Source organism: Pseudoalteromonas sp. 19-MNA-CIBAN-0066, from assembly GCF_040308705.1.
GTDB lineage: Bacteria > Pseudomonadota > Gammaproteobacteria > Enterobacterales > Alteromonadaceae > Pseudoalteromonas > Pseudoalteromonas nigrifaciens.
The window spans coordinates 1-12,087 of record NZ_JBEONZ010000007.1; the positions used below are offsets into that span (position 1 = coordinate 1).

At 40.0% G+C, this 12,087-nt stretch carries 11 protein-coding genes and 1 pseudogene; 7 read left to right on the forward strand and 5 right to left on the reverse strand.

Annotation, left to right across the window (positions count from 1 at the left end):
* Positions 1 to 99: 99 nt before the first annotated feature.
* On the reverse strand, positions 100 to 1,404 hold the full coding sequence (gmtY, locus tag AAEZ18_RS06200; RefSeq protein ID WP_016900090.1) for a gamma-mobile-trio recombinase GmtY: 1,305 nt from the start codon (positions 1,402 to 1,404) through the stop codon (positions 100 to 102).
* A 138-nt stretch (positions 1,405 to 1,542) separates the two neighbouring features.
* On the opposite strand from gmtY, the pseudogene AAEZ18_RS06205 reads away from it, so the two are divergent.
* The 4 genes and pseudogenes from AAEZ18_RS06205 to AAEZ18_RS06220 form a co-directional block, all read left to right on the forward strand.
* A pseudogene (locus AAEZ18_RS06205) lies at positions 1,543 to 1,881 on the forward strand (GreA/GreB family elongation factor); the annotation flags it as partial.
* A gap of 118 nt (positions 1,882 to 1,999) precedes the next feature.
* On the forward strand, positions 2,000 to 2,311 hold the full coding sequence (locus AAEZ18_RS06210; protein WP_011329480.1) for a hypothetical protein: 312 nt from the start codon (positions 2,000 to 2,002) through the stop codon (positions 2,309 to 2,311).
* A gap of 50 nt (positions 2,312 to 2,361) precedes the next feature.
* Positions 2,362 to 2,943, forward strand: coding sequence for a CBS domain-containing protein (locus AAEZ18_RS06215; RefSeq protein WP_086998923.1), 582 nt, complete (start codon positions 2,362 to 2,364; stop codon positions 2,941 to 2,943).
* Between the two features lie 169 nt (positions 2,944 to 3,112).
* Complete coding sequence (locus AAEZ18_RS06220; protein ID WP_350594056.1) at positions 3,113 to 5,437, forward strand: Tex family protein; 2,325 nt, start codon at positions 3,113 to 3,115, stop codon at positions 5,435 to 5,437.
* A 295-nt stretch (positions 5,438 to 5,732) separates the two neighbouring features.
* On the opposite strand, the gene AAEZ18_RS06225 is transcribed toward AAEZ18_RS06220, so the two are convergent.
* The 3 genes from AAEZ18_RS06225 to bioH form a co-directional block, all read right to left on the reverse strand.
* The gene (locus AAEZ18_RS06225) at positions 5,733 to 6,599 is read right to left on the reverse strand and encodes a putative metalloprotease CJM1_0395 family protein (RefSeq protein ID WP_341255339.1); all 867 of its coding nucleotides are present in this window, start codon (positions 6,597 to 6,599) and stop codon (positions 5,733 to 5,735) included.
* A 5-nt stretch (positions 6,600 to 6,604) separates the two neighbouring features.
* A complete protein-coding gene (locus AAEZ18_RS06230) occupies positions 6,605 to 6,913 on the reverse strand; it encodes a hypothetical protein (protein ID WP_011329484.1) in 309 nt (102 codons plus the stop codon).
* A gap of 90 nt (positions 6,914 to 7,003) precedes the next feature.
* Positions 7,004 to 7,741, reverse strand: a complete 738-nt coding sequence (bioH, locus tag AAEZ18_RS06235) for a pimeloyl-ACP methyl ester esterase BioH (RefSeq protein WP_011329485.1) — start codon at positions 7,739 to 7,741, stop codon at positions 7,004 to 7,006.
* Between the two features lie 74 nt (positions 7,742 to 7,815).
* On the opposite strand from bioH, the gene AAEZ18_RS06240 reads away from it, so the two are divergent.
* Positions 7,816 to 8,493, forward strand: coding sequence for a ComF family protein (locus tag AAEZ18_RS06240; protein ID WP_011329486.1), 678 nt, complete (start codon positions 7,816 to 7,818; stop codon positions 8,491 to 8,493).
* Positions 8,494 to 8,504: 11 nt separating this feature from the next.
* Here the strand turns inward: AAEZ18_RS06240 and AAEZ18_RS06245 are convergent, their stop codons facing one another.
* Positions 8,505 to 11,036 (reverse strand): M14 metallopeptidase family protein, encoded by a 2,532-nt coding sequence (locus tag AAEZ18_RS06245; RefSeq protein ID WP_350594092.1) that lies wholly within the window; start codon positions 11,034 to 11,036, stop codon positions 8,505 to 8,507.
* Between the two features lie 179 nt (positions 11,037 to 11,215).
* On the opposite strand from AAEZ18_RS06245, the gene nfuA reads away from it, so the two are divergent.
* On the forward strand, positions 11,216 to 11,791 hold the full coding sequence (gene nfuA / locus AAEZ18_RS06250) for a Fe-S biogenesis protein NfuA (protein WP_011329488.1): 576 nt from the start codon (positions 11,216 to 11,218) through the stop codon (positions 11,789 to 11,791).
* Between the two features lie 12 nt (positions 11,792 to 11,803).
* The gene (locus AAEZ18_RS06255) at positions 11,804 to 12,073 is read left to right on the forward strand and encodes a hypothetical protein (RefSeq protein WP_011329489.1); all 270 of its coding nucleotides are present in this window, start codon (positions 11,804 to 11,806) and stop codon (positions 12,071 to 12,073) included.
* Positions 12,074 to 12,087: the final 14 nt, after the last annotated feature.

Below are 12,087 nucleotides of genomic sequence, written 5' to 3' on the forward strand. Positions count from 1 at the left end.
GCTGGTTTAGCGCCAAATGAGTCTGAGATCAGATACAAAGATTCTAAAACTGTGGCCAAATTTTATTGACCACTACATATTCTGGATAAAAGTACTTTTTCATATATCATTCTTTCTCATTATATTACGAATATCGGTATCATTAGGTTTCAAATAAACCAAACAACTGAAATTACTTTTATGGTGCATAGCTTTTTGTATCTCTAGCTGATTGAAGCCTGCTTGGTTTAAACTATATCCATAAGAATGCCGATGAGAATGTGGGCTAGTACCGAAGCACTTTCCAGCATCAAGTCCAATTCGCTCGACTCCACGTTTGTACTTTTGGATAAAGTTCTTTTTAGATTCAGGGTCTCCATTTGAGTTAGTGAAAAGGTATGGATGATTTCCAGTAATTCTTACTGCTAGATATTGTTCCAGTAACCAAGCCAGTTCTTTAGCCTTGTTATTTGGAAATATCATGACATCGAAAGAAAGATTTTTATTCGTTAATAGAGGCTGCTTCCATCCTGAATAAAGCCTATGAGAGCGTTGATATTCATTGCGTGGTTTTTGTCGAAAGCGAGTATTTAGATACTCGCGTCGATTGGAGAAACCTAGCTCTGGACTAGCTCCATCGCTTGGGTGAAAAACAGAAAAAATTGCCGTACTATTTTTAACATCAATAGTAATATCTCGAATATATATGTGAAAGCATTCAGATAATCTTAGTCCACCATAATGCATTAACATAACTATTAAGACGCAGCCAAAATCAACTTCTCGTGTTCGATGATTAAGAAACCCATACTTCAAGAAGCGCTGAAAGTGCTCTTCTGGAAATCGATTTACAGACTCAATAGATAGTAAATGATTCATTGGCCCTTGAATGCTTCGTATCATTTCGAATCTATTTTTAGATGGGTTACTCAGATGATTTAAAAAGCAATTCGATTCACGTTTATAATAAGCACACCAGCGCATTCGTTCTTCAGCTCTAGTAGCTTTTCTTAATGGGTTTAGGTTAGGAAGATCATATCCATAGATTTCATCAAGATAGTCACAATAACAATTAATATGACTCAATAACACATTAACATCTTCAACCTTTCGCGGGGACCAATACAAATTCGAGGGATCATTCTGAGAATCATCTATTGAGCCAAAGCAAAGAACGTCAACAAACGAACGTAATAGCTCAGTTGCTGATGTGAATGTACTTGAATGAGCATTCATAAACTTAAGCAGTTGCTCAACCGCAAACACATTTCGTTCAAGCCAAGACTGAGATTTATTACGTTTTGTATAAAGAAATCTAAGATGTGAAACTAATATACCTTTATCTGTTATGAGTACTGGCAAGCTAACAGCCAAGACAGATTGATTTGCTTTATAATCGACACGCCGTTTTAGAATATAAGCCAAAATACTAATCCAATAAGTTGTACTATTAAGTATATAGTTAGTGACACTAAGATAACTAGGTTTAGAGTATTTATATTGATTTAGCAAATTATATTACTTACTTAATGATAATTAGTATGCGAAACACAGTAGTACTAATATCAATATAATAAACGGCTTCTACGGCAAATAGACCGCCGTGTGCGCTACTTACGTAAGCGCATACCCGACTTAAAAATTATTGATTATTCGCCTGTGCAAGATGGCAAAGTGTTTTTTGGTGCTTGGGTTGAAATTGAAAATGAGCAAGGCGAGACTAAAAAGTTTAAAATTGTCGGTCCCGATGAAATTTACGAGCGTAAAGACTATATTTCGATTGATTCACCAATGGCGCGAGCGTTGTTAAAAAAACAAGTAGATGACGAGTTTGACGTTATCACCCCTCAAGGCAAAAAACAGTGGTACGTAAATAGCATTAGCTATCAAAAAAATAGTTAAGCTGCTTTGATTCAGATCATATTAACTTTTTATTGTGTAACTTAATGCAATGAGCTATAACTGATTTAACTCAAGTTACACAATTTTAATTTGAGACTCGTTAATTAAGGTCGTATTTATGTCAAACATAGTATCGCGCATATTAAGTAATGCCGTATTGTTTGCACTCTTCATGAGTGTAAGTTTGACTTTGCATGCTAGCCCTAAAAACACCCAACTAGACTCAAGTATAGTTACTCCCCACTTTATTGCTTGTGACACTCCTGATCAAACAAATCCCGACATAGACTTTGATTCTCATGCCTATGTTATTAGCCTTAGGGTACTGCAACCACTCCCTAAAGCACCCTACTCTTATTACCAGAGTACTATTTTAGACAAACCTTTTAGCTGCGCGCATCAGCGAGGCCCACCTAGCTATTTAATTTAATAACTTACTTTTCAAACTATTAAATTTTATAACTAAATAAGGTGACTAATATGTCTAACTTTAAAGAACTTCGTATTCAAGATATTTCTCATGGCGTTATTGCTAACACGTTTGCTGTTGAACAACCGCTTATTGATTTAACCTCTCCTGCTATTAAAATGATTAATAACTTTACGAATAAAATACCAGTGCGTGCATCATTCGATACAACCATTGAGCAAGCGCTAAAACAACTTAGTGTGCAACCTTCAAACTTTATTTTAGTCACCGACGAGCAGCATAAGCTAATAGGCATTGTTTCGAGTGCAGACTTACAAAGCTCAAAAACAATGATAATAGCCCAGCGTATAGGCTTGCCGCGCAGCGAAGTTAACTTACACCACTTAATGACCCCGTTAACTAATTTACTCGGTGTAAGCATGCAAAGCTTAAGCTACGCATGTATTGGCGATGCACTACAAACAATGGAGCACCGTGGCGCTATGTTTTTATTAGTGACTACTGCTAATAATGAAATATGTGGCTTAATTTCAGCTCGCGAAATTGCCAAAACACTGCAAATACCTGTGCACATAACCCCTATTGCTAACTCATTTAGTGAAGTACTAGAGAGCGTAGATCACCCCCATTAAAGCGCTTTACAACAATTAAAGTTATCGCTTTGATTGTTACATCTTAAAGCAAGCAAAATAGCTTGCTTTAAGACCTTTTTATTACCCTCCCCTGTGATATTATTCAAGCAATTGACCCGCCAGTTAAGTTAATTTAACTGGTCTTATTTTTGTTTTATAAGGTTTTTGCATGAGCGATATCTCTGCACGTTTAGCCAGTGAGTTAAACGCACAACAGCAACAAGTTGTTGCAGCAACAAAGTTACTTGATGAAGGCGCAACGGTTCCTTTTATTGCCCGTTACAGAAAAGAAGTAACCGGCGGACTAGACGACACGCAACTGCGGTTGTTAGAGCAAAGGTTGTCGTATTTACGAGAGCTTGAAGAGCGCCGTAGCTTTATTTTATCAACTATAGAGTCACAAAAAAAACTAACTGCAGCGCTAAGCGCCGATATTAATGCTGCACAAAGTAAAACTGAGCTTGAAGATTTATACCTGCCTTATAAAGCAAAGCGTCGTACCAAAGGGCAAATAGCAATAGAGGCGGGATTAGAGCCGCTTGCCAATGCACTATTTAATGATGCCAACCTAGATCCAGAGCAGCAAGCTGAGCAGTTTGTAAGTGCCGATAAAGGCATAGCTGATACAAAATCAGCCCTTGAAGGTGCTAAGTTTATTTTAATGGAGCGTTTTGCCGAAGACGCCAAGTTACTCGCGAAGTTCAGAAGCTACATTAGTCAAAATGGGGTTATTGAAAGCAGCTTAATTAAAGGCCAAGAACAAGCTGGCGCTAAATATCGTGACTACTTTGAGCATCAAGAGGCTCTTAAAAAAGTACCTTCGCACCGTGCGCTTGCTATGCTTAGAGCCCGTAATGAAGGCATTTTACAGCTTAATATTAATCCTGAACCAAGCTCAGAAAATTCAGCGCAACTTTGTGCTCAAATGATAGCTGATCATTATCGCTTAGATATTAAAAACCAAGCAGCTAGCAGCTGGTTATTAACTGTGGTGCAGTGGGCGTGGAAAATTAAACTAGGCTTACACTTAGAAAATGAATTTTTAGCGGCTATGCGCGAAAAAGCCGAAACCGGTGCAATTGATGTATTTGCTAAAAACTTAAAAGACCTACTCATGGCCGCACCAGCTGGCCCGCGTACTACTCTAGGGCTCGATCCTGGTCTACGTACCGGTTGTAAAATTGCGATTGTAGATAGCACTGGCAAACTTTTAACCACACAAACTATTTTCCCACATGCGCCACAAAATCACTGGGAAAAATCTGTACGCACCTTAGAGCTGCTTTGTCGTCAACATAAGGTTGAGCTTATTGCGATTGGTAATGGCACCGCGTCTCGCGAGTCTGATAAGTTAATTGCTGAACTAATGAAAGCTAATGCCGAGCTTAAACTTAATAAAATTATGGTTAGCGAAGCGGGTGCATCGGTCTATTCTGCCTCAGAACTTGCTGCTAATGAATTTCCTAATTTAGACGTTTCTCTAAGAGGCGCGGTTTCTATTGCCCGTCGTTTACAAGACCCTCTAGCTGAGCTGGTTAAAATTGAGCCTAAAGCCATAGGTGTAGGTCAATATCAGCACGATGTATCGCAAAGCCAATTAGGGCAAAGCCTGATCTCAGTAGTAGAAGACTGTGTAAACTCTGTAGGCGTAGATTTAAATATGGCCTCGGTGCCATTACTAACCCGCGTTTCTGGTTTAAACAAAACCTTAGCGCAAAATATTGTTAACTATCGCGATGCTAATGGTTCGTTTGCAAAACGCAGTGAGCTTAAAAAAGTAGAGCGTTTAGGGCCAAAAGCGTTTGAACAAGCCGCAGGGTTTTTACGTATTAACAACGGCAGCGATCCGCTAGATAACTCATCTGTTCACCCTGAGGCTTACCCTGTTGTTAAGCGTATTTGTGAGCACAATAGCATTGATGTAAATAGCTTAATGGGTAACAGCAACTTTTTAAATAAGTTAGCCGCTAACGACTACATTGACGATAAATTTGGTTTACCTACCGTTACCGATATTATTAGCGAGCTTGATAAGCCAGGGCGCGATCCTCGCCCTGAGTTTAAAACTGCTGAATTTAAAGCCGGCGTAGAAAAAATAAGCGATCTAAAACCAGGAATGATTTTAGAAGGTGTTGTATCTAACGTTGCTAATTTTGGTGCTTTTGTTGATGTAGGTGTACATCAAGATGGTTTAGTACATATTTCATCAATTACTAATAAGTTTATCTCTGATCCGCGTGAAGTTGTTAAAGCTGGTGACATTGTAAAAGTTAAAGTAGTTGAAGTTGATGCCGCACGTAAACGCATTAGCTTTACCATGCGCCTAGATGACGACATTGATACCAGTAATAAGCCAGCAGCTCCTGCTGCGCAAAAGCCACGCGCTAACAACAACTCACAGCCAAGAGCTGCTAAGCCAAAGCGTGATAATGGTAATGCGCTAATGGGCAATGCGTTTGCTGATGCATTTGCTAACGCTAAACTGAAAAAGTAATACTTATATAGCTAAAAATAAAAAACCGCGTTAGCGGTTTTTTTATTTGGGTATTTTGATAAAAGCTTTAAGCTCAGTATTGCTTAAGCTACATAACTAACCTGATCTCCGGATAATAAACCTATCTCAAGCAGTTATTTTCAGCGCTAACTGCGTTGAATTTACTTGCAATAGGCCAGCTATTGACGCGTAAACTCGCCTTATTTTCACTGAAAATCTCTGGCTAGAGAAAATAAAGTTAAATATAATTATAATTCAATACGTTAGTAAATCTCTTAACCAGAGTTCAGGTTAACTATATTTGCGCTGAAAAACCGCTGTTGCTTGCGGGCGATGTCGCCATTTGATAAAAATTAGCAATGCGCCCAGCGCGTGCTTCAACTTGTGTATCGCGCGTTTGCTCTGCACTTTTTGCTGTTTTTTCTTCACTGCTATCATTACTTGAAAGTGAAGCGGCTGCTTTACTTGTTGTTTTTTCGTCTTCATTACTTTTTGGGCTTGCAAGTTCAGCCTGTGCGGTGGCTATTTTTTGCGTGGCATCGGCAGCAATTGCTCTATCTGCACCCGATGGTTGAGCAGGGGCAAGTGCTGCTGCACGTACTGTTTGCATTTTTTCTATGGTTGCTTGTGGATCGCCACTTATAGCCCCCACATCTATTTGCACTTCGCCACCCACAGCGTAATTAGTGCCATCTGGGCCACGCTGATACTCATAACTAGGCGAGCCCGCATGTTGCCCACCCACTGCTGCATGCGCTTGTTCGTGCACACGTACTTCGGTATCACGCGCTTTAAGCTCTTTAATTTGTAGTGCTTGTTGCGCTAACTGCTGCTCTTCTTTTGCTGCTTCTTGTTCTGTTGTTTGGTTTTTTTCTTGCTCGTTTTCTTGCTCAGCATTATCTGAATTGCCTGAACTTTCGTCACGTGCCTCAACAGACTTTTCACCGGCCAGTTTTCCTTTCGCGTCGTAAGTAGCTGGGTCACTGTTACCCGGTAATTTAGCTTTTTCGGCATCACTTTGGGCTTTATTTTCGGTGCTACTAGCCGTACTTGATGCTGGCGGGGGAATAACTTCTCGCAACTGATTATCACGCCGTGCAGTTTCGGTATAAACATTTGCGGTGTTTATATTAATAGACGGGAATGGCGTGACAATATTCATAATATTTAAACGTTTATATCAATTAATGTGCCGAGCACATCATCGGCAGTTTGAATCGATTGCGTATTCGCTTTAGCGTTAAACTCTTCAACTTTTAAGTTTACCAAAGCTTCATCAATACGGGCAGGTTTTGCTACTGGCGCAGTAACCGCTTCTTCTGAGCGAGCAGCCGTAAGTTGGCGCTGCTGTGCTAGTTGCGCATCGTCTTGTTGTTCAATACTGGCACGGTTAATTTCTGCGCTGGCTCTTTCAATTCCTTGGCTAGCTCGGTTAAACCCTTCTAGGCCACTATTAAATGCAGATCCTATTGGCATATTAAATCTCCATTAAAATAAATATTGTTTAATTATCGCTCAACTAATGCGCAAAATAAAGCTTTAACCAGCGCTATTCGTCGCTCTATTTTAAAGCATTGATTTAACGGCAGATATAAATTCATTTTTATGAGAAATAAAAGGAGCATGTGACGCTTTATCTAATACTTCATACTCAAACTCAGTATTAAGTGCTGCCATTTGGGCAATTGCTCTATAAGGAACAAGTGCATCTAAACGACCAAATATAGCGCTTATAGGCACAGGGCAATGAGTAAATAGCGCTCGTAAATCTTCATTTTGTAAAATATCTAAACCCGCAGTCAAAGCCTCATTTTCAGGGGCTTTATATTGATTTAGCAATTGTTTAAGTTGTTTTACGTCATCACGAGCCGATTCGCTGCCCATTGCCTGAATAGCTAAAAATCGCTCTATGGTTTTTTCACCATGATTAACAAGCTGCTCTTTAAATTGCGTTAAAACCTGTGCTTTTATACCCGGCCACGGCGCTTGTTCTGCAAAAAAGGGGCTAGCAGCAACAAGTATCACTTTAGCTACTTTTTCGGGCCAATGTTTAGCAATGTATAGTGCAAATAACCCACCTAAAGACCAACCCATTAAAATAGAGTGTGGTTTTAACTGCTCACTTAAAAGTGCTGCAGCGCTGTGTAAGGTATAAGGGTTTGGGCATGTTTTACTACTACCGTAGCCAGGTAAATCAATACTGCGTACGTTGTTATTATGAATAAATGCTAGCTCTGGCTGCACTAATTGCCATACACCTTTGTTCATACCCCAACCATGTAGTAACACTAATTCATTTTGCATATTTGCCAAACCTTAACCAAACTGAAGTTTATAATAGCGTTTAACTAGGCGATTGTAATGAGTATATTTACCCGATGAAGCACGCATTTATAAATTGGCTGTTTGAGTCGCATTGCGTACTTTGCCAAGGCCCAGTCCCAGCCGCGCTGGGCTTGTGTGAGTATTGCTTAGAAGATTTACCATTATTTGATTTAAGCGAGCAAAAAAACTTGCTATATCGCCCTGATATTATTGAAATGTTTCCTAACTGCGAATTTGATAAGTTATTTTCCTGTGCGTTTTACCAGCCCCCTTTTGAGCAATGGCTGAAGCAACTTAAGTTTAATAATCAAATACATTATAAAAATGCATTACAACAAGTTATTACTAAACAATTGAGTACTTTTTTTACTCCTGATTACCCGCTGCCCGATACCTTTATTATATTACCACTGCATAAAAGTCGATTTTTTCAGCGCGGTTTTAATCAAGTAACACAAGTATGGCAACCGTGTTTATCATCTTTTAATTTACTTAGTGATTCGCTGTTACGTAATAAAAAAACGCACGCACAATCTAAGCTAACTAAAGCTAAGCGGGTTAAAAATTTAAAAGACGCATTTATATGTACTGCAGATATGAGTGGTAAAACGGTGGCAATTGTTGATGATATTATGACCACAGGCGCTACACTTAATGCAGCCACCCAGGCTTTAAAACAGGCAGGCGCTAAACAAGTGTGGGCTTTTACCACTTGCTTAACGCCTATTTAAAATTTTAATAGTTAGTCGCCACTTACCCGAAACGTGTGGCCAAAAAACAATGCGTTACTAAGTAACCTACTCGTACCGTACCAATAACCTCTAAACACCGGATCGTCGGTCATACCAATTACTGCTCCACGCCCGTAAGAGTGCGCAATTAAGCCTGCTGCGCCGGCAACTTGAGTAACATTTACAGCATCGGTAAAGCCCGCAAGTAATGGCTGCTCAGTATAGGTAAGCACATTAACAAACGGTGCCTCTGAGGTCTCCAGCAACCAAGTGCTATTTTTAAATACAGGTAGCGTATTACGTGGTAATGAAAAGGTAAGTGGGTGAGTTAAATCTACATGGGTATTAAAAATAGCGCCTGCAATACGCTGACGCCCAGCTAAATGCTCTTTATCAGCATAGTTTAAACCGTCGGTTTTAAACGCACTGGCTACTTCTTTGCGAGACAAGTAGCTGGCTTTTAATAGTTGCTGATCCGCTAAAAATTTAGCACCGCCTTTGTGACCCCAAATAACACCGCCTTTTCTAACCCAACCTTTTATGGCCACTTTATCAGCGTCAGATAAACCACTGTAGTTACCATGAGCCAGCACAATATGGCTGTAATTACTTAGCTCAATTGAGCCCAAACGCTCTAGCTCAACAATGGTTGGAGCAACACCTACAAAACGGTCTAGGTAGTACCACACTTCTCCAGCTTCATATTGGCTTACCTCTTTACCGCCTAACAGCAGCACTTTGGGAGCGCTAAGCACCGCCATTGAGCGTGACCCTAAATCGGCACCTTTACTGGTTAATCCTGACGTTATTGGCTTAATAGCAATGCCAAACTCATTTTGCGCCTGATTAAGCTGTGCTATCCAATCACTATTTGTTTGTAACCCTGCAGGAATAATAATACTCCCCGCTGCAAAATTTACTTCTTCGCTGTTTACTGACTTAGCCGTTAATGAATTTAATGCAACACGGGCTTTTACCCCTTGCTGCAGTAAACTATTGAGCATTTTTGGCGCCAAGGTATCATCCCACGAAAAGCCAAATGCATACCCTTCATTAAGTTGTGCAAAGCGCGGTGTAGCGGCTTGTTGCCATGCGTTATCAGCAACTTTTAATCCCCAACTACTGGTTACTTTAGCAAAGGGTAAATTAAATGCATGCGCTAGTGTCCAGCCAGATACATCGTAAAAAGTGTTATCGGCAAAGTTTTTTTGTTCGCTAAAAATAGCTTTAACTAAACGGTATTGTGGCTGTGCTAAAGGCACAAAATAGCTATTGCTAGAATAAGTTTCACCACCTGCTTTTAGCTCTTTTGTTAAAGGGTAAGCGTTAATTTGGTGCTGTTGCAGTATGCTTAAAAAGTCGTTAACTCGGGTGTTATCGGCTGCACCTGCAACTACATAACCTTGAAAGCTTTCATCGGCTGCTAAATCTATCGCCTGGTTATAAAACTTAGCTTGGTAATCGAGTAAGGCTTGGCGGTTGTCTATCGCGGCTTTAAATGTTGATAAACTAGTAAGCAGCTGGTTTTTAATAGTAAAAGCAAAGCTGAGAGGCCCATTTACGGTTTCTTGAATATGCCCGCGCGAACTGGCTTGTTCAAATAAAATACCTACGCCACCATTTACGTCTGGATAAGTTGAGCCTTTACCGTAATAAAAGTCATCAAAGCTTTCTTCGGTGAAGTATAGCGCATTATTTTCGTCTAATGTTTTAGCATGATAATTTGCAATTGCTTTAGTTAAGCTGACATTTTCATCAGGCGTAATCGGGTGTTTACGCGATGGAATACCGGGCTGAAAAAAGTAACTGCTGTTTGGCCCCATTTCATGAAAGTCGGTTAAAATATTTGGTTTCCACTGATGAAACTTTGCAATACGCGCACGCGATTCTGGGTGTTGTAGTAATAACCAGTCGCGGTTTAAGTCAAACCAGTAATGATTAGTACGGCTACTTGGCCAGCTTTCCACGTGTTCTCGGGTAACGGGGTCTGACGATAAGTTCATACCACGATTACTATTAGCCCAATTAGCAAAACGAGCTAAACCATCGGGATTAAGTGAAGGGTCGAGTAAAATAACGGTATTATTTAATAACTCATTTATTTCATTACCTTGCGCTGCGGCTAAGTAATACGCCACCAGCAATGCAGAATTACTGCCCGACGACTCATTACCATGTACGCTGTAACCCATCCATACAACACCAGGCTGCTCTGGTGATTGCGTGTTGCTAGGCGTTAAACGCGCTAAATGGGCTTGGCGAATTTGCTCTATATTTTTTAATTTATTGGCGGCGGTAATAGTCAGCATCACTAATGGTCGCTGTTCGTGCGTGCGCCCTATTACTTCAAAATTAATTCGATCACTTTTTTGTGCTAGTATTTCCATATAACGCACCAACTGATCGTGCCTTACATGCCACTCACCTACTTGATAACCAAGCACTTGCTCTGGAGTGGGTATACTTGGATCAAACTCAACATCCTCTGCAAAGTAGTAAGACAATGGTTTAGCTTGAGTTGAAAAACTCAGTATTGCCACCATTATCATTAATGTTATTTTTATTATTATACGCATATAATTTACTCATAAAATGTTTGTTGTTTGCACGCTAGCATTGCTTAAAATAGATGCCAACTTTTTACGCTCAACACTAGCCGCAACACGATGAGCGGGGTATGATATGCAGTATCCGAGTAATTTAGTCAAGTATAGACGGTCTTATGATTTCAATTTCCGAAACAGCACAAGCGCATTTTGCTAAACTATTAGCAGATCAAGCACAACAAACCAACATTCGTGTTTTTGTTGTAAACCCTGGTACATCACAAGCGGAATGTGGTGTTTCTTATTGTCCAGAAGACGCTGTAGAAGACAGCGATATTCGCCTAAACTTTAATGGTTTTGACGGCGTTGTAGATGCAGAAAGTGCACCCTTTTTAGAAGACGCTGAAATTGATTTTGTTACCGACAAAATGGGTACTCAGTTAACACTAAAAGCACCTAATGCTAAAGCGCGTAAAATTAGCGGTGATGCATCGTTAAACGAACGCGTACAACACATGCTAGAAACCGAAGTAAATCCACAACTTGCTAACCACGGTGGCCAAGTAAGCTTAGTGGAAATTACCGCTGCAGGTATTGCTGTATTACAGTTTGGCGGTGGTTGTAATGGTTGTTCTATGATCGATGTCACGTTAAAAGAAGGCATTGAAAAAGAGATGATCGAAAAGTTTGAAGAGATCACTGGTGTTGCCGATATTACTGAGCACCAAGCGGGCGATCATTCTTACTATTAATAAGCATTTTTAATGCTAAAGTCGCTTATATATAGCTTAGGGAGCAACCCTAAGCTTAGCTTAAAGCGTTTTTTTCGCGGCGTAGCACTGTTTGTGCTAGCCGTGATATTTATTTTTTTAGGCTATTACAGTCACTACAGCTTGCAAATTATTGGCGTTGTTATTTTAGTGCCAGCTTTGTTTTTTGCTGCTTGGGGCTACAGCGGTATTTTTGCTAATCGCTTTTCACAAGTACTTAAAAATATTGAGCCTAAAAACCACGACCCCGACCTATGGAAATAAGCCACCAAATTACC